Genomic DNA, 23,620 nt, shown 5'->3' with positions numbered 1-23,620 from the left:
TTAACAAGTATAGCCTTTTGAATCAAGCTTATTTAATAAGTTCTATCTCTTTACATTCCCCACCAAACAGCGACGTCCATCGGAATGTTCTTCGCATTTGGATTATATAAAGTTGTTGTTTGTGGGAACGGATAACGTTTTGGGATAATTGGCAAAGTTGCTCCAACACTTTGTGGTCTTGGTGTCAACGCAGGAATTCCTGTTCTTCTATAATCGTTATATGGTTCGATACCCTGATTATAGAGTGCTACCCACTTCTCTGTTAAAATATCCATTTTAGTAGCTACAGCATAATTTGCAACAGCATCAGCAGACTCAGCTCCATCTGTTACATATGCTACATTTGCCTCAATTGCCTTATTTAACACAGCAGCTGCATTTCCTCCTTGTCTTTGTTTCACTTCCGCCTCTATAAATTTAGCTTCATAATAGGTAATTATTGGAAAATTATTATCACTTGCAAAAAAGGGACCTATCACTGATATATCAGGTGCAATAGATTCCTTAGTTATATCTCCACCAATAAATTGTTTTTTAGAATTAGGACGCAAAAAGTAGGCTAACCTCGGATCTTTTTTTGTGGACAAGCGATCAACAAATAAATTGCTCGCGCCCATATATCCTCTTCTCGTTGCTTGAAAAGCTCCCCATTGATTTTGGCTAACATCATCGTGGGGGGCTATCATATTTTCCGCATTAGAGGAAATTCCCTTAGATAAATACTCCAATACCTTAGCTTCTGTTCCCGCCACTTTACCAGAAGTACGATTTAGAAAACGAGCTCTTAACGTATAAGCTGCTTTAATCCATTTTTTATTATCTCCTTTAAATATCAAATCTTCGTCACTTGGCAAATAATAATTTTCATCTTCACCAACACTAAGATCTGTGATTCCCTCTGCTAAAAGATTATCAATCGCTTTATAGACATCTTGTTGTGTATCCAATTTCGGAGTTTTGTTACCGGTCGTCCATTGAAAAGCTTCAGAATAAGGAACGTCCCCCCAAAGATCGGTGGCAAAACTGAGATTAAGAGCCATCAAAACCTTGGCCATTCCACCATAATATGGACTCTTGGTCCCAGCAATATTAGCTTTATCAATCATCAGCTTCAAATTGTACATCGTATTTGCGTACAATCCAATCCAGACGTTATCAAAATCGCCTTGTGTGATCCGATAATTCTGAACATCAGAATATTGCGCATTCAGACCTACTGAATGCTGTGCCATAATACTGCTCATCCGAGACAAGTCTCCCTCCACATTCTGAAATGTATTCACCTCTGAGGCAGTCAATAGTGCGGGTAAGTTTCCATCCAAAGGATTATTTGGACTGATATATAAATCGTCACCTGTCTTACAACCAACAATAGCTGTAAAGCATAAGGCATATAGAAATTTTACTTTATTTTTCATGTTATGAATAATGTTTAATTAAAAACCAACTCTAAAATTGACGGAATAAGATTTAGTACCAGGATTATTAAAGAAATCATAACCCGCAAAATTTTGATCTGATCCGGTCAAACTTGTTTCGGGGTCAATACCTTTATATTTCGTGATTAAGATCGGATTCCGAAGGTTGACACCTACTTGAATATACTGGATCGCTTTGGAGACTTTATTAAAACGATAATTTAAATCTACAGAACGTAATCTTGCCCAAGTACCATCTTGAATGGATATTTCTGACGATGAGTTACCCAAGTAATTTTTAAAATAATTAAATGCAGTTAGTTCGGTTGTATTTTTCTGTCCTGCATTTGCTCCGTCGCCATAAACGCCATCGATAACATATTTGCGTTCACGATCTTCTGTTATAGCCGCCTTACCTCTGTTGATCAAAACAGCATTTGTAGCTCCCCATAATTTACCCCCTTTTCTAAAATCCCATAGGAAAGAGAATGACCAATTTTTATAGGAAAACTCATTATTAATATTCATTAACCATTTAGGAATAGTACTTCCCACACTACCCAAATCAGATTCATACATCGGCAAACCGCTGCTTGGATCTATTAATACCTGTCCTTGTGCATTTCGCTGAAACTTTTGCGCATAAATTACACCAAATGGTTGTCCTACAATAGCAAAAGACTGTGGTGCAGAAAAGGCATCACCGATAGACAATTTATCTACCCCAGGTGCTAGCTCAGTTACCTCATTGGTGTTTTTTGACCAATTTAAAGTCGTATTCCAATTGAAGTTTTCGGATTTCACAACATGACCGTTTAAAGACAATTCGATCCCACTATTTTTCATTTTACCGAAATTATTATAGTAGTATGCAAACCCACTTGTTGGATCTACAGGCATCGAAATCAAAAGATTGGAGGCATGTTGTTGGTAATATGTAAAATCAAACCCGAGGCGATTTTTCAGAAACTTCATCTCCAAACCGGCCTCATAGCCAACATTTCTCTCTGGCTTCAGATTTTCAGCAACAAATTCATTCGAAATGGCAAATCCCAATTGTCCTTGATATGGGAACGAAAATCCATTTGTCATACCATCCGCAATCAAAGGGGAAGTAAAATAAGTCCTATCTGAATAAGGCTTAGGTGATATACCTACATTTGAGTAGGCAAACCGAACCTTTCCAAAATTGACAATTTCCGACTCTTTAAACAAATCTGAAAAAACATATGAGATATCAGCTTTCGGATAGAAGAATCCTTTTGCGTTACGGCCAAAGGTCGTTGACCATTCATTCCGACCAGTCAGGGTCAAAAATAGAATACTTCTATAGTCAAATGTCGCATCCAAAAAGATTGCTTTACTATTTCTATATTCTTCTGAATTACTAGCATAGAGTATTCTAGCGTTATTTAAATTGTAATAATCTGGGATAAGTAAATTTTTCCCTCTTGCGAAATTAGCAATACTTTGAACATAGTTAAAATTACCCCCTAACAAACCCGAGACCGAGAAATCTTCGGAAATCTTTTTATTAAATTTTAACAAAAGATCGGTATAGATATTACGATAATTTACATTGGTTCTTTTAATTTCACCCCATTGTGCTGAATCATCATCACCATTAGACCCAATGGTATAAATCTGGTTGCCATTCGTTGCATAACTGTCTAAACCTGTTTTCCAAGAAATGGAAAAGACATCATTTAATTTAACATCAGCATAAACGTTACCTAAAAAACGATTATTTTCCTCCTTGTAAGGATTACGCTCTGTAGAAAAATAAGGGTTATCGTAGTTTGCAAAATAGGTTTTTTGCACACCGAATTCATCTACATAGTCTTTTAAATTGAAATCCACTGGTGACCGCAATAAAGCCAACATAACACCCGAGGTATTACTCCCATTTTGTGCCGCACGTGTATTTGCATTTGTAAAACTGAAATTTCCACCAATAGTAATTTGATCGCTTAATTTTGATTCAGCATTCAATCGGGAAGTATAACGATTATAACTTGTGTGAGGTACTATACCAGTGTTATTTGTCGATCCAACAGAGAAGCGCATTGTTGTTTTTTCTCCACCTGAAGTAATCGCCAAATTATTATTGAAAACATTTCCGTTTTTGAAAAACTCATCCACATTATTATAAATGGGTTTTCCAGCTGCAATTAAGTTTTCTCCCCAGCTATCAGCAGTCTCGTTGGTATACACGTTGCCCGTTCCCTGTCCATATTTCTTTTGAAATTCGGGCAATTTATTTACCTTTTGCATTTCATAACTCGAAGAGAAAGTAATACCAAGGCCAGATCCAAGTTTACCTTTTTTTGTAGTATAAATAATAGCTCCATTACCTGCTGCCTGACCATATAGGGCGGCCGCCGCAGGGCCTTTCAATATGGTTACCGTTTCAATATCATCTGGATTGATATCCAATGCTCTATTGGCAACCTGCACACCAGAAAGACTCTGGTTATAAGGATCATCACCTGCCTTTGTATTGTTCAGACCATTATCGATTGGAACACCATCGACCACAATAAGTGGTTGGTTATCTCCTGAAAAGGAAGCCGCACCACGTAAAACAATTTTAGAAGAAGCTCCTGGAGTACCTGCTGAAGAAGTAATTTGAACACCAGAAGCTTTGGCTGCTAGCCCTTGAATAATATTTGCTTCACCAGATTTCACTAGGTCATCCCCGCTTACCTTTGATGTGGAGTAACCAATACCTCTAGAATTTTTAGAAATTCCCAATGCGGTTACAACAACTTCCTCCAATGCATTGTCCTTATTGTCCAATACCATATTAAAAGATGTCTGACCTTCTTTGACGATCAAAGTTTTATCAGCAAAACCTACAGAGCGAAAGACAATCACTTTACCAGTTGGCACAGTCAATGTATAATTTCCGTTAGCATCTGTAGACGTAGCTACATTTGATCCTTGTACGGCAATAGTTACTCCGACCAATGGCTTACCATCGGCACCCGTAACACGACCACTGACTTTTTTTTCTTGCGCAAACGCAACAGAAGTCAAGATCATACTACCCACAAAAAAACTGAGTAATGTCTGTTTCATATAATTTATGTTTATTAAAAGTGTTTATATCTTATAAAAGCTATGTAGGCAAGTGCCATCTAGTATAAATAAGTATTTTAGTTAGTAATGTATTTTTAACAAAATTTTCTCCTGTTAAAAAATGTTAAGAGCAAATTTATAACTTTTTTTATCTTTTACAATGCATGCATAAAAACATGAGATCATTTAGCAATACCAAAACACACAAACAACTGATTAACAAGTAATTAATTTATAAAAAAAACTATAACAATAACCTTAAGGCTAATAATCTCCCTTTACAACTACGGCAGACATGTCGCTAGTATTAAATTAAACAATTTCAATTCTCTAAACCATTTACTAAATCAAGGTTTTCAGATTTCAATTACGCACAATTTTAAAACCACAACCCTACAACAAGAAAACAACTTATTTACAACAACATAACAATAAATAAAATTTCTTCTTAGAGAATATTTAAAGTATCATTTATATTACAAAAGGCATCTAAAGGTATTTTAAAGCCTTTTTGGCTATAAAAAAAATATTTTAAATTCATTAATATCTTAAAATAAACGAAACAGAAGTAAAGCATAACTTATATTATTTAAACATAAAGCTATAGTAATGAAAAGAGTCTTTCTGAAATTTAATAGATCTATTGAAATACGCTTACGAACAAAACAATCCTAACGTGTCAGTAATCGAGGGTTCAGTTTTGAGGTTGATAACAAAAAAAAGCGGCCTCTTTCGAGACCGCCTTCCAATTTATAACCTTAAGCCGATAGACTAGCGTGTACCGCCTGCCCACCAAACATTTTCAGTGTAGACGTATTGTCCATTACCGTATGCTGCCTGAACATTTGGATTAGTTGTGGTATCATCGTTACCATATGGTAAACGTAATGGGAATTTACCAGGATTTTTCAATTCGATAAGGTTTTCACCATTTGCTTTCCAACGACGGATGTCGTTGTACATCTCTGTTGACTCACCAGAAGCGCCAAAGAAGGCTAAATATTTTTGGTTTGCAATCTCTTTCAATGCATTAGCTTGAAATAATGGTTTAACGTTATTATTGAAATAATCCGAAGCAGCTGAACTCGTAATTTTATCCGACGTTTCAACCATTGTACCGTTTGCCGCTACTGTTGGTGCAACCAGTGCTGCATTAACAGAAACTTCAGAGTTAGCAATAGATGCTATTACCGCATCCTTCAATACCGCTTCTACCGTATTCACTCCCTGTCCTAAACGTTGCATAGCCTCTGCTTTCAAAAATAACAACTCATGATAACTCAAAAACTGAGTGGGAGCAGTTTGAGAAAACACAAACGTTGATGTTAAGTATTGATATTGTACTTGCTCGCTTTCTCCATTTGGAGCCAATAGCTTATAGGATGCTACATTTGACGCGATATCATTTACTTGTGTCCAAACACCTGTTTTTGAATTCTGTGGTGTAAAGAAATCTCTTACTAAGCGTGGATCCTTACGTGCAACCATCTTATCTGCTAGACTTTTACTTGCAGCTAAACCATCTCTTGACCACTGAAAATCAAATAATGGATTTAAGTTGGTCTTACTGTACTGCGCAAATTTCGCTTCATCTGAAGCACTCGCGAAAGATTTATCTACATTCGCGATAACCTCAGTTAATGCAGCCGACTTATTTGAAGAAACATTCAAAAGGCGCATTCCGTAACGAGCTTTAAGCCCATATGCAAATTTCAGCCATTTAGCACTGTTACCATTATATAATATGTCTTGTCCACCGGCAGCACCCGACGCATGCGTATCTCCTTTAGGAAGATTAGCAATAGCCGCGTCCAAATAAGCGATGACTTGTTTATATAATTCCTGCTGTTTATCTAATTTGGGATTCTTAATTTCCAAAGGTTTAAACCCTTCAGAATATGGCACATCACCAAACATATCAGTCAACAAAGCTAAGTTGTAAGCCGCCATTACCTGCCCCATACCCAATGTGGTATAGTTGCCAGCTTGTGGACCACCTTCCGAACATTTCTCAATGACAATACGGGCATCACGAAGAGCAAAATACATATTCCCCCAAGTGTTGTTAAACGTTGATGCTGCCGATGGTTCATTTGTACGATGCTCCGCATTCCATGTCTGATTGAACACTCCCACTTCATGCTCCACATAAGTAGAAAGATAAGTATTGAAGTCACCGCCAACATTATAAAAAGCAGTCCTTGTGATCACATCAGTCAAAACAAATTTAGCTTGTACATCTGTAGGCTTGTTTACATTTTCGTTGATCTTGTCCATCGCATCCTCTGAACAAGAAGTAAAAATTACTGGAGCAGCCAAAACGCCCATGGCCAATAATCCTACTATATTTAATTTTAATTTCATTGTATTAATCTTAGAATTTAACGTTAACACCTAGTCCATAACTTGATGTGCCCGGTAGAGAGAAACGCTCGAATGCACCCGACATATTTGTATTTCCTTGTGAAACCTCGGGATCAAAACCCTTTAATTCGGACCAAAGAATGATGTTACGTGCGAAGGCATTTACATCAACCTTGATTTTTGAATTTTGATATACAGGATACCCCACAGCAATTTCACGTAACTTCACAAACGAAGTTCCACGGATACCAGCTTCGGAGATATTACTCAAAGTATTGAAATAATCATATGCTTTTGAAGGATCAATCACAATATCGTTAGTTTCATATTGACCTGGAGCTACTTCTTTTACAGCAGGTTGCTCAAATAAGAATCCATTTCCATCACGAAAATCGGCTGTTTTCTGTGTGACACCATAAACATCTAACGTGTTTGAAGTACCGTGATACATTTGTCCACCTTGTTTCCAATCCAATACCGCTGAAAGTCTTACTTTTTTATATTCAAAGTTAGTATTGAAACCTAAATTGAAATCTGGAGAAACGCTACCGATTACTTTTTCCGCACCTGCCTGTGGAAGGCCATTTTTATCAACGACAATCTGTCCGGCATCATTTCTCAAATAAGACACCCCGTAAATTACTGGAAATTTAGATCCAATACCTGCACGAACTTGCGGAGTAACAAAACCTCCCATGAAGATACTGTTTACACCTTCTGCCAATTCATCGACATAGTTATCTATTTTGGTAAAGTTGAATGCAAAATCCCATTTAAAATCCCCCTTACGATATGGTGCAACCGCTAAAGTAACCTCATGTGCATTGGTATGAATTCTACCGCCATTTGTAACTAAGCTAGAGTAACCTGTAGAAGCCGCCAAAGGCACTTCAAATATTTGGTCTTTTACATTCTGACGTGAGAAGGTATAATTCAAATTAATTAAACCATTCCAGAATGTTAAATCTGTACCAACTTCAATCGCTTGGGTATTTTGCGGTTTCAGATTCGGGTCATAAACAATAGAGTATGGGGTATAAGAAGTTATACCATCACTGTTGATTGGGTAAATAATTGGTGTACCACTAGAAAAACCGCCTCCATATGTTGGTTTGTCATAATAGCTTTCATAGTAATCTCCTGCTTGACCAACTTCAGCGTATGAGGCTCTCAATTTACCCATGGTCAATACCGAATTTTTAACACTTTCCAATTCTGTAAAGACAAAACCTGCTGAAACAGAAGGGTAGAAGAATGAACGGTTGTTTCTAGGCATGGAAGAAACGATGTCATTACGACCCGTAGCATTCAAAAACAACATGCTTTTGTACGCCAACGCTAAACTACCAAAAGTACCAAAAGTGCGTGTGTGACGCAAGGTTTGCTCACCAGTTACACTTGAAGCATTATTGATATGATTCCATCCCGGAAAGTTAAAATTCATTCCATAAGCGTAATCTCTTCTACGAACACGGTTTACAATCTCGTTACCCACCATGGCATCAAAGACCAAATCATCATTAATCTTCCAATTGTAAGCAGCTGTTCCCAACGAGTTCCACTCTGTAACAGCGACGTTGAAATTTTCGACTTCACCAAAGCCATTCGCATGACCATACCCCCAAAGATCCGTGTAGTTTGTTGTATATGAGTCAACACCTGCTTGATACTTTAGTGTTAATTTTTGGTTCTCGCCTAAGTTAGTCGCATATTGTCCAAAGCCATTACCAAAGAAACGTTGTGTATCCTCTGTAAATTTGTTATTCTCAACTGCCCAATAAGCACCATCAAATCCAGCTGTACCACGGTAAGTATTTTGGCTTGTAGGAGCGTTTAAATTATGTGATGGTATACCCTTTAAATCATATGAAGCTGGAGCACCATAAACAGTAGCTACAATTCCATTATTTGCACCGGTTTGTTTTGAGATATGGGAATTCACGTAGTTACCCGTGAAACCAGTCGTCCATTTATCTGACAACTTAGCCTCACCCGATAATTTAGCCGTATAACGGTCCATTCCTGTCGAAGGGACAATACCATTGGCATTGGTTGAACCTAAAGACAATGCGTAACTTCCTTTTTCAAATCCTTGTACAATATTAAAAGAGTTATTAAAGGTATTTCCAACATTAAAGAAATCCTTCGCATTGTTATATGCTTGCGGAGTTGCCCAAGGATCTAACCCTGCATTGGCACGTTGTGGAACGTAATACTGCCCTTGGTGTTTACCATATTGTTTCGTATACTCATTATCGGTATTTCCACCATAAGTCGCATCATTAGCCAATTGATCGATAACAGGTCCCCAGGACATAGATGACAATGGTGAATACTTTCCACCTGTTCCTTGCGCATATTTCGTTTGAAAGTCTGGAAGAACTGAAACTTTATCGAAGGAAACATTGGAACTGTATGATATTTGTGGCTTACCTTGTTTTCCTTTACCGCTCTTTGTGGTAATAATAATTACACCATTAGAGGCACGCATACCATACAAAGCTGACGCTGCTTGTCCTTTTAGGATATTGATGCTTTCGATATCGTTTGGATCAATATCCAGCCCTCTGGATGAATAATCTGCACCGGAAACAGAGTTACCTGTAGACTGATCTGAAGTTGAAGAAATTGGCAATCCGTCGACAATGTATAGCGGCGAGTTATTTCCTGTAAATGAACGTGCACCACGGATCGTAATATTCGCAGATGCTCCCGGCATACCTGATGAAGGTGTTACCTGAACCCCTGACACTTTACCTTGTAATGCTGTAGCCAAGTTGCTATTTGCTGCCTCAGTCAATTTATCCCCTTTTACTTCTTGTGTCGCATAACTCAATGCACGTTTTTGACGCGACTGTCCCATTGCTGTCACAACAACCTCTTCCAATGCATTGTCATGATTCTCCATAGAAACATTGAATACAGTGCTATTGTTATTAACAATAATGGTTTTATCGTCAAAACCAACTGAACGGAAGACAACAACTTTGCCCGCAGGTACATTTAATGAATAATTACCACTAGCATCTGTTTGTGTCGCTTGATTAGTTCCTTGTACAACCACTGTAACCCCTGGTAACCCCTTACCATCAGCAGATGTAACACGACCACTAATCTTTTTTTCTTGTGCGAATGCGACCGAAGTCAGGATCATTCCACCAACAAGAAAACTTAGTAATGTTTGTTTCATGTTTTAGTTAGTTAATTTTATTATTTTTCTAATCCTATATATTGATATAAATTATATCCGTTAACATAACTGTCTAAACATACATTGCTTAGACAATAAATAATAATACGCAAAACAGCATATCGCCATTCAGTTGGTAACAGTTGAAAATATTATTGAAAAAGTCAACCCTAGGTAGATGTAGAGTCAATCCGTTGAAAATACTCAGCTGTAAAATTTGCTCCTTTCAGCATTTACAGTATATAATAGTTAGTGCGATTTTTATTAGCGGTTCCAAATATATAAAGCCAAAGTTGCTTTTACAAGTTTTTTAACATTCACTCGCAAAAACAAAAAATACCGCAATAAAGACATCAGTATCTTACAAATTCAAACGCGAGATCCATTTTAGAATAAAAACTCTACAAACAAATTCAAAACAGAATTTTATACGGAATCACTTATATTTAACAAAATATTAACAATGCAATAAGAAAACATTAACATAAGGATAGATTCGTTTTTTATAACCAAAAAAGGTGTAATTTATAATGATTCTAAAGTTGTTTTGAATCGAGTTATTCCAAAAAAAAGAGACTTTACCTGTTCAGGTAGAGTCTCTTTTCAATAAAAATCCTGAAACAGGAATTTATTACTTAATTACATCTATTAATCAATATATTCAAATTTGGTATAAGGTACCAAAACAGCTGGTATCCGAATACCTTTATCCGTTTGATTATTCTCTAAAATAGCAGCAACAATACGTGGTAAAGCTAAGGCAGAACCATTTAATGTGTGAGCCAATTGCATTTTTCCTTCGGAATTTTTGAAACGTACTTTCAGGCGGTTGGCTTGATATGTTTCAAAATTAGATACGGAAGAAACCTCCAACCAGCGTTTTTGGGCAGAACTATACACCTCCATATCATAAGTCAACGCAGAAGCAAAACCCATATCGCCACCACATAAACGCAACACACGATAAGGCAGTTCCAATTTTTTAAGCAAACCTTGAACATACAGGCTCATTTCCTCCAACACTTCATACGATTTTTCTGGATGAACGATCTGTACTGCCTCAACTTTATCAAACTGGTGCAGACGGTTCAAACCGCGTACATGGGCACCGTAAGAACCTGCTTCGCGACGGAAACATGGTGTATAGGCACAATGCTTAATCGGAAACTGCGCTTCCTTAACGATTACATCTCTGTAAATATTGGTTACGGGAACCTCTGCTGTAGGAATCAAGTATAGATTGTCATTGTTGACATAATACATCTGCCCTTCCTTATCTGGCAATTGTCCTGTAGCAAACGCAGAGTCTTCATTAACCAAGATCGGCACCTGCACCTCTTCATATCCTTGCTCAGCCGCCTGATCCAAAAAGAAATTGATCAATGCACGTTGCAATTTTGCACCCTTGCCTTTATAAATTGGGAATCCAGCTCCGGCAACTTTTACACCAAGCTCCAGATCCACAATATCATATTTGTTTAATAGCTCCCAATGTGGCAACGCATCCTCTGATAAAGCTGGAATCTCCCCATTCGTTAAAACGACTTCATTATCATCAGCGCTTACACCAACAGGAACAGATTGATGCGGTAAATTAGGTAATTGTACAATCTTATCATTCAGCTCGATTTCGATCGCTCCCAATTTATCCAACAGTTGCTTCACCTGCTCTTTATATCCGGATGATTGCGATTTAACGGCTTCAGCTTCTTCTTTTTTTCCCTGGCGCATCAGATCTCCAATCTGTTTTGCTGCCGCATTAGCTTCTCCCGAAAGGGCGTCAGATTCCGATTGGATCTTACGGCGGTCTTCATCTAAACTGATGATTTCGTCGATCAATCCAATTTCCTTGAAATGCTTGACAGCCAATCTTTCGATAACCGTATCCCTGTTTTCACGGATATAATTTAATTGCAACATAATATAAATGTGTTATTTAAAAAATAGTGAACAAACTTAGATAAATTTGCCTTCATAAACAAGCAAATTTATTCAGTAGCGCCTGTTTGTAGCGCGTTCATACTCCTTTCACCCGCATAGGTCTCCCCGTCACCCTTGTGTGTTATACACGTGTCGATTGAATGGAAAGGCTTGGCTTTGCTCAGAAGATACCGTCTATTATTGATAGCTTGCAAGATCCCTCAATGATTTAATCAGAATCAAAGTTAACGCACTTTTACCATCAGGTAGCGATACGCTCAATAAGAGTGAAAGAGATTTTCTTTACCTATTTTCATTCCGATCCGACCGATATAAAAAACGTCCTCCGGAAAAACAGTTTCCTGAAGTACGTCCCAAGCAATATTTTTTCACTAAATGAATCAGTAGATAAAGATCTTTTGTCGACACCTTGATATTAAATCAGATTTAAACGATCATCTAAGCTATCGTAACTTCTTTACATAAATAGACATCTTGGATTGCATGTAGCAATTCGACTCCTTCATTCATCGGCTTTTGGAAAGCTTTCCGACCGGATATCAAGCCTGTCCCGCCGGCTCTTTTATTGATCACAGCGGTTTTTACAGCTTCCTGTATATCATTTTGTCCCGATGCTCCACCCGAATTGATCAGTCCTGCCCTACCGGCGAAACAATTGAGTACCTGATAGCGACAAAGATCAATCGGATGGTCGGATGATAACTGAGTATACATCCGTTCATCTAATTTACCATAGCTACTTTTACCCATATTCAACGCCTTAAAACCGCCGTTCAATTCAGGAAGTTTTTGTTTAATAATATCTGCTTTTATGGTTACACCGAGATGGTTGGCCTGCCCCGTTAGATCCGCCGCCAAATGATAATCTTTCTCTCCTGTTTTAAATGCTGAATTTCGCAAATAGCACCACAATACAGTAGCCATACCAAGTGAATGTGCTTCTTCAAATGCTTTTGCTACTTCGATAATCTGACGATCGGACTCTTCCGAACCGAAATAAATGGTCGCGCCAACAGCCACTGCACCCATATTCCAAGCTTCGCGTATCGTTCCATATAGAATTTGATCAGCACGATTGGGATAGGTCAACAATTCGTTGTGATTGATCTTGACCAAAAAAGGAATCTTATGCGCATATTTTCGTGATACTGCCCCTAAAACACCAAAAGTCGAGGCTACGGCATTACAGTTTCCTTCCAATGCTAATTTCACGATATTCTCCGGATCAAAATATTGCGGATTGGGTGCAAAAGAAGCGCCTGCACTATGTTCAATTCCCTGATCTACCGGCAATATGGACAGATATCCTGTATCGGCGAGCCGACCGGTCCCGAAAAGTTGTCCCAAGCTACGCAATACCTGGGGTGTGCGGTCGCTGGCACCATATACCTGATCAATAAAAGTAGTTTCGGGAAGATGGAGCATCGTTTTGGAAACTGCTGGTTTGTCAAACGCTAATAGATAATCTGATTCTGCACCTAGATGTGCCTGTATTTTTTCGATGTTTTGCATAATTTATTATTGCATTTATATAGAAAATAACTCCAAAATAGACAGAATGTTTTAGCACATATTATATAGTAAAAAAAACTTAACTTTGACCATGTTATATTTAGTTCCAACACCTATTGGCAATCTGGAAGACATGACCTTTCGTGCAGTCAATATTCTGAAAGAAGTAGACATCATCTTAGCAGAGGATACAAGAACAAGTGCTCCCCTTTTAAAGCATTTTGGCATCGATAAAAAGGTATTTGCACATCATCAACATAATGAGCACAAAGCGGTTTCTGAAATCATAAAGTTTCTGAAAGAAGGCCAAAAAATCGCCCTCATTTCAGATGCTGGGACACCAGCGATCTCTGATCCCGGTTTTTTATTGGTGCGAGCTGCTCTTAAAGAAGGATTGGAAGTGCAATGTCTACCTGGTGCCACCGCTTTTGTACCGGCCCTTGTAAACTCAGGTTTACCAAATGACCGTTTCTGTTTTGAAGGATTTCTACCTGTTAAAAAAGGACGCCAAACTCGTCTCAAGGCTTTAGCTGAAGAAAAGAGAACAATGATTTTCTACGAATCACCACACCGCATCCTCAAGACAATCGAAGAGTTTATTACTGTCTTCGGTGCAGAGAGACAAGCTTCGATTTCTAGAGAATTGAGCAAGTTATATGAGGAAAATGTCCGCGGAACATTAACTGATTTAAAATTACACTTTGAAAACAATCCAATTAAAGGAGAATTTGTATTTTGTGTAGGTGGATTGGAATAAATTTTGACAATCTTTGATTAATAAAACGTATTTGACATGAACATGGAACAATTTGCACAAGATGGACAGGATATAAAAATCATTGAAAAATTGATTACTAAAGTCCAGGACATGCTTACTCCAGGAGAAAAAATAGATTATATCGCGGTACAGAAAAAACCTGCGGTGACAATTTTACCGGACAGTATCACCATTAGTAATAAACGCATTTTTATGTGTGAATTTACCAAATTGGGCTTAGCGACTGATTTTGAGATTTTCGGATGGCAGGATATTAAAGATATTGCCTTCAAAGAAGAGATCTTTGGTTCAAAAGTCACCGTCATTCCTTTTACTGGAGAGAACTTGAGTATTGACTACATTCCAAAAGTTCAAGCCAGAAAACTCTACCAATATATTAAAGCTGCTCTTGAAAATTATAAAAAAGCAGAGCTAGCTGCTGAAAAGGAAAAGATCGTAATCGCCCCCAGCAGCCCTCGGGAGGTTATCGTGGAGAAGGTTGAAGACAATCAGCCGAGTCCGGTACCTGTTTCGACAGCAGCGCCGGTCGTTACCCCTCCTGCGCCAGTAGCACAACCTGTTTTCTCGGCACCCGTAGTTCCACCAGCGCCGCCTGTTTCCGCCCCTGTGACTCCGGTTATCGATGAAGAGGAGGATGAAATTACCTTAAAGCTAAAAAAACTAAAAACACTCTTTGACAAGCAACTCATCACACAAGATGAATATGAACAAAAGAAAAGAGAAGTTTTATCCAGTTTATAAAAATAAGTGGATATTGTGAAGAACAACTATTTATTGGCACTTTTAAGTGCCTTTTTATTGTGGTTGGGTTGGCCTCCCATCCCCTATTCCAGCGTATTGCTTTTTATCGGTTTTTTACCCTTATTGATTGCGCTAGAAAATATCATCCGCAATGATACAATTAAAAAGAAAGGTAAAAAGATCTTTCTAACGGCAGGCCTGACAGCAGTGATCTGGAATACGGCATCCATTTATTGGGTATACAATTCCATCTCGGCAGTTATGCCTCCTTTTGCAGCGATTTTGATCAGTTTGATCCCTTTCTGTCTGGGCGCTGCATTAATGGCCATTGCATTCAACTTATACTATCGATTAAGACGTAAGACTTCGCTGTTGTTATCCCTTTTTGGATTAATGGGATTTTGGATCAGTTATGAATTTCTTCATGCTACTTGGGATCTTGCATTTCCATGGATGACCTTAGGAAACGGCTTTGCTAATTTTCATCAATTGATTCAATGGTACGACATCACTGGTGTATACGGTGGATCAATATGGATCTGGTTGGTCAATATCTTAGTTTTTGTAATCTATCTAAATCGAAAAGGTATCTACCAACTCAAAAATAGGATAGTTCCCATTCTTTGTCTAGTGCTGGTCATATGTGTTCCAACGGTCTATTCATTGGTTCGCTATTTCAATTACGAGGAACACCAAAATCCTGCCCAGGTGGTGGTGGTGCAGCCCAATGTGAACCCTTACATCAAGTTTCAGCTTAGCCCCGAGGAGCAATTAAACACCTTGTTTTCACTATCAAGTTCAGTAGCCAAACCCAATACGGAATTTTTTATCTGGCCCGAAACTGCCCTCTCCCAAAATGGTGATTTTGATGAAGAAAACCTGCGTGAAACGTATTCCTATCAACGGATTCTAAAATTTTTGGATCAGTACAAAAATGGCAATGTCTTATCGGGTATAGAGAGCTATCAATTATACAATTATGCAAAGACAGCAACTGCACGTGAAATTGCCCCGAATATTTACCAGGATAATTTTAACGCAGCAACATTGATCGATTACTCATCCAAGCTGCAATTTTACCACAAATCTAAATTGGTTCCCGGCGTAGAACAGATGCCCTTTGGTGCTGCGATGAATTTTTTAAAACCTTTGTTTAAAGCTTTTGGAGGTACGACAGGTGGCTATGGAAAACAAGCAGAACCTTCTGTTTTCTATGCACAAAGTGGTATTGGCGCTGCTCCCGTTATCTGCTATGAATCTATCTGGGGAGATTATGTGGCAAAATATGTTAAAAAAGGAGCGCAGTTTATTGCGATCATCACCAATGATGGCTGGTGGGGCAATACTTCTGGAAAAGACCAACATTTGCAATATGCAAAATTAAGAGCCATCGAAAATCGACGCTGGGTTGCCCGATCGGCAAATACCGGAATTTCTGGTTTTATCAATCAACGTGGTGATATCATACAGCAGACAAAATGGTGGGAACCCGCAGCATTGAATCAGGAGATCAATCTGAGCGAAGAGATTACAACATACACCAAAGTAGGTGACATCGCTGCATATCTAGGTCTAGCGATCGCTCTGGGTGGATTTCTTATAATAATCGTTCGCAGACGCCGCCCACGACTATTATAAACCTACAGCAAGTTACTACTCAATGTATATTTTGTCATAGATGATGAATCCCAAAAGTTAAATAAAAACCTTTGGGCTTCATCTCAACTTCAAGACAAGCAGTTTGTCCCTATTCCCCTCATATTCCCCCAACAATCCATAGCAAATATCCAATTCACTACATATCCACTTTTACTTTTTTGAGGTCTTCTGATTTCAATCGATAAGCTCTCCCTCCTTATTCAACGCTTCAATAAAAAAAACGACTAAATTATGATGAAAATAAGTCATTTAATGCATTTGATTTACTTTTGAGATTTGTAATTTTGCATCATGCAAGTATATTTCGACAATGCTGCGACTACAGCCTTAGATCCTGAAGTTATAAAAGTAATGGTAGATGTCATGGATAACAATTTTGGAAATCCATCTTCTATCCATAGTCACGGAAGACAAGTAAAAACAATAGTAGAAAAAGCCCGGAAAACAATCGCCAACCTACTCCATGTATCTCCGGCAGAAATTTTCTTTACCTCGGGTGGAACCGAAGCCGATAATATGGCGATCGTACGTTCGATCACGGACTTTGGTATCACACATGCAATTACCTCACCGATAGAGCACCATGCCGTTCTACATACTTTGGAGGAGCTTGAGAAACAGGGAAAAGTTCATCTTGATCTGCTTCATGTGGACAACAAGGGGAATCTGGACCTGAATCAACTGGAGGAGCTCTTAAGTAGCAATCCGCGTACCTTTGTTTCCATTATGCACGCCAATAATGAAATTGGCAACCTGAATGATATCCAACGTATATCGGAATTATGCCAACAATACAACGCGATATTTCACTCGGATACCGTACAGACCATGGGCCATTATCCGCATGATTTAGGTCATCTTAAAATCGATTTCATTACAGGTGCAGCGCACAAGTTTCATGGCCCAAAAGGTGTAGGTTTTCTCTATATCAATGCAAATAATAAAATCAAACCGTTGATTTATGGTGGAGCTCAGGAGCGGAATATGCGTGGCGGAACTGAGAATGTTTATGGGATAGCAGGACTCGCCAAAGCTTTAGAACTTGCCTATGAACATATGGAAGAACATCAAGCTTATATCCAGGCGCTTAAATCGTATATGATTGAAGAACTGCAAAAAGCGATTCCAGATATTGATTTCAATGGTGTTATCGAGCCTAGTAAATCGCTATATACGGTACTAAACGTATCCTTCCCTTGCAGTGATCTTGCTGACATGTTGCTATTCAATCTTGACATTTCGGGCATATCCTGCTCCGGAGGAAGCGCCTGTAGTTCAGGAACCGATATTGGATCCCATGTACTAGGGGCTATTAAAACAAATTCAGACCGTCCATCGGTCAGATTCTCCTTTTGCAAAAACAACACCAAAGAAGAAGTGGATTTTGTTGTGTCAACCTTAAAAGAACTTTGTACAAAAAATAAATAGCAATAAGTCTACTAAACAAAAAAACCGAAGAGAATTCTCTTCGGTTTTTTTCTATGTAGGTATTATATCTTTCAATAAATTTCAGTTTTTCGTTAGCACATAGTATTTGGAGATATCCCCGGTAATATCATTACCCGATAGATCCAACTGGCTTAAGAAATGGTTGCCTAATTTGAATTTGTAATCAACGCCGTCCAATGTAATAATGTTTCCATCCAACTTCCATTTTCCTTCACGTACAAAAACATAATCACTTTTATTGAGATATTTGGACGAATATTTATAGGAGTTGTCTTTGTGTAATGAGATCAATGTTTCAATGCCATCGCAGTCGGCACAGGGCATCACCCCTTTATATTCTCCAATCACGATTTCCGCTCTGTCTCTTCCCTTTAATTCTTGCAAATTATCTTTATAGGCAGCCACACTCTGTTTGGGATTATCACATCCCCCCAATACAATCATTACCAACAATCCCACTGTCCAAATAAACCTTTTCATCTCATTCCAAATTCAAAAAAATCAGCATCTAATAGTTACACCCTTAAAATTCATAACAAATTAGATACCAAAAATTTAGAATGGATTAAAAATCATCATCGTCATCCTCTACTAAAAATGACAAAGCTCCCTGTAACTCTCCCAATGCATGGAAATTACGGCTTTTGCGTGCTATTTCAATTCCATTTTTATAGGTTGTAATTGCAGGTTCCTGTTTGTCCAGTTTTTCATATAATTTTCCCAGATGATAATATGTCCCCACATAGTCGGGATGGTTTTCTATCAGCTTTTCAAATCTGACCAAAGCTTCCTGCTCATCATTCAGCTTCAGATACTCCGCTGCAATGGCGTATTTTAAAAAAGGATCTTCAGGACTCTCTTTCAAAAATTCGTTGAGTTGATCCAATCGTGTCGACATATCTTTTTTATTTCAAATTTAACTAAAAATGTGTTTATCTGTAAACAATTGTTTTAATTCTACGGTAGCTGCTATGCCGTAAATCAACCCATTCGGCACACTTCTCTCGTAATGATCAAGTGAAGTGTATTCAATTTAGTATTCTAAATTTCCGCTATATCTCAGCAATAAAATCTAAATCATGGCCGCTTCCTAAACAATCATAATAGTACCCTATGAAGGTCATTATAAAAAGCTGTCACCTTTTCAACTTCATCAAAAAAACAACAAAGTTATATTGCTAGCTTGCTCCAAGCAATTGAACATTAAATGCTACAGTCTGAGCAATTCGTCGAAGCAAAAATACTATGCTAGCATATAAAATGACATTATACTGACGCATGATCCTCATTAAAAAAAAGAATACTGAAACTGTCAAAATTTAACAAATACAAACTAAACAAGATGAAAAATTCAAAATATAGTAAAAATAACAAGACATAAGCAATACAAATTAAAAATAACACAACAGCACAAATGAACCCTGAGACAAAATTTTAAGCGGGTCGGGGCTTTTTATTTGATAGAAAATATGGTAAGTTTGGGTAAAACCAATCGTATATGAAAATATTAGTTTGTATAAGTAATGTCCCTGACACTACATCGAAGATCACTTTTACAAATGACAACACTGCCTTTAATACAGCTGGGGTGCAGTTTATTATAAACCCTTATGATGAGATTGCCCTTTCGAAGGCAGTTGAATTGGCTGAAGGAGGAAAAGGAACAGTGACTGTCATCAATGTTGGAGATGCATCCACCGATGCGACCATTCGCAAAGCATTGGCTATAGGCGCAGACAATGCCGTACGTATTAATGCTATTCCCAGAGATGCCTGGTTTGTGGCCAATCAAATCGCAAATTATGCAAAGGACAATGCTTTTGATCTGATTTTAACCGGACGGGAATCCATCGATTATAATGGTGCTCAGGTCGGTGCAATAGTTGCCGAATTGCTGAATATACCATCGGTATCAATCGCCAAAAAGGTTGATATAGCTGCTGATTCTGTCAGTATTGAACGTGAAATAGAAGGTGGAAAAGAAGTCGTAACGTCTAAACTTCCCATTGTTATTGGCACAGCGGAAGGAGTTGCCGAACCTAAGATACCCAATATGCGTGGTATTATGAGTGCACGTACCAAACCATTGGATGTGCTAGAACCATCCGCAGTTGATACACTTTCCCACATTGTTAATTATGAGACTCCAGCTCCACGCGGCACTGTAAAACTCGTTGATGCTGCAGAAGTTGAGAAACTGGTTTCTCTATTACATGATGAGGCCAAAGTTATTTAATCATTAAATTCCGAAAAAACTATGTCAATACTAGTATATGTAGAAAATACCGATGGAAAATTCAAAAAGTCTGCTTTTGAAGTAGTTTCTTATGCGAAAGCCATCGCTGATAATACAAACACTGATCTTGTTGCCATTTCCATTGGTAATGTTGCGCAGGATGAACTTGCCGCACTAGGCAACTATGGTGCTTCCAAAGTACTCAGCGTCAATAATGAGCAACTCTCCTCTTTCGTCAATCAGGCTTATGCAAGCATTATTGCTGAGGCTGTCAAAAGTATAGGAGCTAACCTGCTTGTACTTTCCAATTCATTCTCAGGTAAAGGACTTGCTCCCCGGATTGCTGCGAAACTCCATGCTGCACTTGCAGATGGCGCGCTATCCCTACCAACTATAGAAGGCGAAAAATTAACTGTTAAAAAGACTGCATTTTCAAATAAAGCATTTGCCACAGTAGAATTGACCGCAGCAACCAAGGTCATTGCCCTTAGTCCCAATGCTTACGAGACCAAGGAAACCGGAGGATCTGCAGTGGTTGAATCATTCACGGCAAATGTTGCCCAAGCCGACTTCTCAACAATTGTCAAAGAGATTGTACGCGCGACAGATAAAGTTTCGTTACCAGAGGCAGAAATCGTTGTCTCAGCAGGCCGGGGACTAAAGGGCCCTGAAAACTGGGGAATGGTCGAAGAGTTAGCAGATGTCCTCGGTGCCGCCACAGCATGTTCAAAACCTGTCTCTGATGCAGGATGGCGTCCCCATTCTGAACACGTTGGCCAAACGGGTATTGTTGTAAGTCCCAATCTCTATATCGCAATTGGTATTTCAGGAGCCATTCAACATTTGGCTGGAGTCAGCTCATCGAAAACTATTGTTGTCATCAACAAGGATCCCGAAGCGCCATTCTTCAAAGTTGCTGATTATGGTATCGTTGGTGATGCCTTTGATATTGTACCCAAATTGACACAAGCATTAAAAGCTTACAAAGGTAGCTAAGCTTTTTATACCATATTTCCCTCCCCATTCATAAAAAATGAATGGGGAGTTTTCGTTTTGCCTTTAAATATTTTCACTCTCCACATTCGAAAAGGTCTTAATTACTAAGGAGAAATCGATAAATTTGTTTCACACGGAACGTAATTATAATTGCATATAAAAGCAAATTTATCTAAGTTTGTACACCGCTTTGGAATTAAAATGAAGAAAATCAGATTAGATATAGTTGGTTTATCCTATAGTCAAACACAGTCTGGGGCCTATGCCCTAGTATTGGGAGAAGTGGAGGGCAACAGAAGATTGCCCATCATTATTGGTAGCCATGAAGCCCAAGCTATTGCTATTCGGATAGAAAAAATGATTCCAAGCCGCCCCCTTACGCATGACCTATTTCAATCTTTCGCGGAATCCTTTGGTATTAAACTCGTTGAGGTACTTATCTATAACCTGATTGAGGGCATTTTTTATGCGAAGATTATTTGTTCTGACGGTAACAAAATGGTTGAAATTGATGCACGAACCTCCGATGCCGTTGCGCTGGCCGTTCGATTTGAAGCACCAATTTACGCCTATGAATTTATCATGTCATCTGCGGGAATCATTATTGAGGGACATGAATTCGCATTTTTGGAAAATCTGGACAAAGCCAACAAAGTACAAGATCCGAGTATGGTTGAGGTCGAAGAAAAGACTCCTTCCAAATCCCCTAACAACCCTTTTTCTTCGTTGACAGACGAACAATTGGAGCAAGCACTCAACCAAGCATTAACGGAAGAGAATTACGAGCAAGCAGCGTTGATTAGGGATGAAATTTCCAAAAGAAAATAACTCCTCTCTCTAAAGCGAAACAAAAACTCTAAATAATATCGTTTTATGTCTATTAAATTAAGATTGACCATTATGAGCTTCTTTCAGTTTTTTGTCTGGGGAGCATGGTTGATTACAATAGCTAACTATTGGTTTGGCACAAAGCAATGGGATGGCACACAATTCGGCGCTATCTTCGCGACAATGGGAATAGCTTCGCTATTTATGCCAACATTAATGGGGATCATTGCAGACCGCTGGATAAATGCTGAAAAACTATACTTTATTCTTCATTTATGCTATGCTGCCGTTCTTTTCTATTTACCGCAGGTAAATGATCCCAACACCTTTTTTTATGTGATGCTCGCGGCCATGTGTTTCTACATGCCCACATTGGCCCTATCCAACTCAATCGCTTATACGGCGTTGAATGAAAACAACTACGATCTGGTCAAAGCATTCCCTCCGATCCGTGTTTTCGGGACTCTCGGATTTATCGTTGCCATGTGGATTACAAATCTTACAGGCAATAAAGCGACAGGCTACCAATTTTATATCGCCGGAACAGCCGCCCTCTCTTTAAGTCTATATGCACTGACTTTACCCAAATGCCCACCTAAAAGACTCCAGCAGGAAAATGCCTCTTGGACGCAATTGCTGGGGCTAGAAGCTTTTAAATTATTTAAAAGCTATAAGATGGCATTGTTCTTCGTTTTCTCTATGTTCCTAGGCGCAGCTTTACAATTAACCAATGCCTATGGTGATGTATTTCTGGACGAATTTAAATTTTTCCCTAAATATGCTGAGTCAATAGTAGTAAAACGTTCGACAATCATTATGTCCATCTCGCAATTCTCCGAAACATTGTTCATTTTGGCCATACCGTTCTTTTTAAAAAGATTTGGTATTAAGAAAGTTATGTTGATCTCTATGTTTGCTTGGGTCTTGCGCTTCGGCTTATTCTCGTTCGGAGATCCGGCAGGAGGCTTATGGATGATTGTACTTTCTTGTATCGTCTATGGAATGGCATTCGACTTTTTCAATATCTCGGGTTCCCTATTTGTAGAGACATCTACAACTTCGAGCATACGTAGTTCTGCCCAAGGTTTATTTATGATGATGACAAATGGCTTTGGTGCAGTATTTGGCAGTTTTGCTTCCGGTTGGATTATTGACCATTATTTCACCAAAAGCTTTCAGAATGGACAAGATCTTGCCCAATATCTGGATACCAATATCAATGATACTCATTTCCTTAATTTTCTGAAGGAAAAAAGTATCTCCCTATTGCCTGACGGAACACTGAACAATAGTCTCATGCTCAAGGATTGGCATGACATCTGGCTTGCCTTTGCCATCTACACGCTGATTATAGCAATTCTCTTCGCAATATTCTTTAGACATAAACATGAGCGTGAATCGCAAAATTAAAAATAACAAAAAGCCGC

At 38.5% G+C, this 23,620-nt stretch carries 16 protein-coding genes; 8 read left to right on the top strand and 8 right to left on the bottom strand.

Annotated elements, in window-relative coordinates:
- Positions 1 to 50: 50 nt before the first annotated feature.
- The 6 genes from M2408_RS23690 to M2408_RS23665 form a co-directional block, all read right to left on the bottom strand.
- Positions 51 to 1,418 carry a SusD/RagB family nutrient-binding outer membrane lipoprotein gene (locus tag M2408_RS23690; protein ID WP_259187057.1) on the bottom strand — a complete coding sequence of 456 codons (1,368 nt, stop codon included), beginning with the start codon at positions 1,416 to 1,418 and terminating at the stop codon, positions 51 to 53.
- Between the two features lie 18 nt (positions 1,419 to 1,436).
- The gene (locus M2408_RS23685; RefSeq protein ID WP_259187056.1) at positions 1,437 to 4,499 is read right to left on the bottom strand and encodes a SusC/RagA family TonB-linked outer membrane protein; all 3,063 of its coding nucleotides are present in this window, start codon (positions 4,497 to 4,499) and stop codon (positions 1,437 to 1,439) included.
- Between the two features lie 771 nt (positions 4,500 to 5,270).
- Entirely contained in the window at positions 5,271 to 6,863 is a 1,593-nt protein-coding gene (locus M2408_RS23680) for a SusD/RagB family nutrient-binding outer membrane lipoprotein (RefSeq protein WP_259187055.1), read from the bottom strand.
- Between the two features lie 10 nt (positions 6,864 to 6,873).
- The gene (locus M2408_RS23675; protein WP_259187054.1) at positions 6,874 to 10,053 is read right to left on the bottom strand and encodes a SusC/RagA family TonB-linked outer membrane protein; all 3,180 of its coding nucleotides are present in this window, start codon (positions 10,051 to 10,053) and stop codon (positions 6,874 to 6,876) included.
- A gap of 648 nt (positions 10,054 to 10,701) precedes the next feature.
- Positions 10,702 to 11,973 (bottom strand): serine--tRNA ligase, encoded by a 1,272-nt coding sequence (gene serS, locus M2408_RS23670; RefSeq protein ID WP_259187053.1) that lies wholly within the window; start codon positions 11,971 to 11,973, stop codon positions 10,702 to 10,704.
- Positions 11,974 to 12,432: 459 nt separating this feature from the next.
- Entirely contained in the window at positions 12,433 to 13,506 is a 1,074-nt protein-coding gene (locus M2408_RS23665; RefSeq protein WP_259187052.1) for a class I fructose-bisphosphate aldolase, read from the bottom strand.
- A gap of 91 nt (positions 13,507 to 13,597) precedes the next feature.
- Here M2408_RS23665 and rsmI point away from each other — a divergent pair, with 91 nt between their 5' ends.
- The 4 genes from rsmI (at position 13,598) to M2408_RS23645 (ending at position 18,112) form a co-directional block, all read left to right on the top strand.
- Entirely contained in the window at positions 13,598 to 14,263 is a 666-nt protein-coding gene (gene rsmI / locus M2408_RS23660) for a 16S rRNA (cytidine(1402)-2'-O)-methyltransferase (RefSeq protein ID WP_223580529.1), read from the top strand.
- 36 nt (positions 14,264 to 14,299) lie between these two features.
- Positions 14,300 to 15,025, top strand: coding sequence for a PH domain-containing protein (locus tag M2408_RS23655; protein WP_259187051.1), 726 nt, complete (start codon positions 14,300 to 14,302; stop codon positions 15,023 to 15,025).
- A gap of 15 nt (positions 15,026 to 15,040) precedes the next feature.
- Positions 15,041 to 16,663 carry an apolipoprotein N-acyltransferase gene (gene lnt, locus M2408_RS23650; RefSeq protein ID WP_259187050.1) on the top strand — a complete coding sequence of 541 codons (1,623 nt, stop codon included), beginning with the start codon at positions 15,041 to 15,043 and terminating at the stop codon, positions 16,661 to 16,663.
- A gap of 312 nt (positions 16,664 to 16,975) precedes the next feature.
- Positions 16,976 to 18,112, top strand: a complete 1,137-nt coding sequence (locus tag M2408_RS23645) for a cysteine desulfurase family protein (protein WP_259187049.1) — start codon at positions 16,976 to 16,978, stop codon at positions 18,110 to 18,112.
- Between the two features lie 81 nt (positions 18,113 to 18,193).
- Here the strand turns inward: M2408_RS23645 and M2408_RS23640 are convergent, their stop codons facing one another.
- Together M2408_RS23640 and M2408_RS23635 are read right to left on the bottom strand one after the other, a co-directional pair.
- Complete coding sequence (locus M2408_RS23640; RefSeq protein WP_259187048.1) at positions 18,194 to 18,613, bottom strand: copper resistance protein NlpE; 420 nt, start codon at positions 18,611 to 18,613, stop codon at positions 18,194 to 18,196.
- Between the two features lie 85 nt (positions 18,614 to 18,698).
- Positions 18,699 to 19,031 (bottom strand): lipopolysaccharide assembly protein LapB, encoded by a 333-nt coding sequence (locus M2408_RS23635; RefSeq protein ID WP_223580537.1) that lies wholly within the window; start codon positions 19,029 to 19,031, stop codon positions 18,699 to 18,701.
- A 600-nt stretch (positions 19,032 to 19,631) separates the two neighbouring features.
- Here M2408_RS23635 and M2408_RS23630 point away from each other — a divergent pair.
- The 4 genes from M2408_RS23630 to M2408_RS23615 all read left to right on the top strand — a co-directional run bounded on the left by M2408_RS23630 (position 19,632) and on the right by M2408_RS23615 (position 23,603).
- Entirely contained in the window at positions 19,632 to 20,369 is a 738-nt protein-coding gene (locus M2408_RS23630) for an electron transfer flavoprotein subunit beta/FixA family protein (RefSeq protein ID WP_223580539.1), read from the top strand.
- A 21-nt stretch (positions 20,370 to 20,390) separates the two neighbouring features.
- A complete protein-coding gene (locus M2408_RS23625) occupies positions 20,391 to 21,365 on the top strand; it encodes an electron transfer flavoprotein subunit alpha/FixB family protein (protein WP_259187047.1) in 975 nt (324 codons plus the stop codon).
- Between the two features lie 201 nt (positions 21,366 to 21,566).
- Positions 21,567 to 22,193 carry a bifunctional nuclease family protein gene (locus tag M2408_RS23620; RefSeq protein ID WP_120259614.1) on the top strand — a complete coding sequence of 209 codons (627 nt, stop codon included), beginning with the start codon at positions 21,567 to 21,569 and terminating at the stop codon, positions 22,191 to 22,193.
- Positions 22,194 to 22,238: 45 nt separating this feature from the next.
- Positions 22,239 to 23,603, top strand: coding sequence for a nucleoside permease (locus tag M2408_RS23615; RefSeq protein ID WP_259187046.1), 1,365 nt, complete (start codon positions 22,239 to 22,241; stop codon positions 23,601 to 23,603).
- Positions 23,604 to 23,620: the final 17 nt, after the last annotated feature.

It is taken from the genome of Sphingobacterium sp. BIGb0165 (genome assembly GCF_024810095.1).
Taxonomy (GTDB): Bacteria; Bacteroidota; Bacteroidia; order Sphingobacteriales; family Sphingobacteriaceae; genus Sphingobacterium; species Sphingobacterium detergens.
This window is presented reverse-complemented; position numbering and strand designations above follow the sequence as displayed.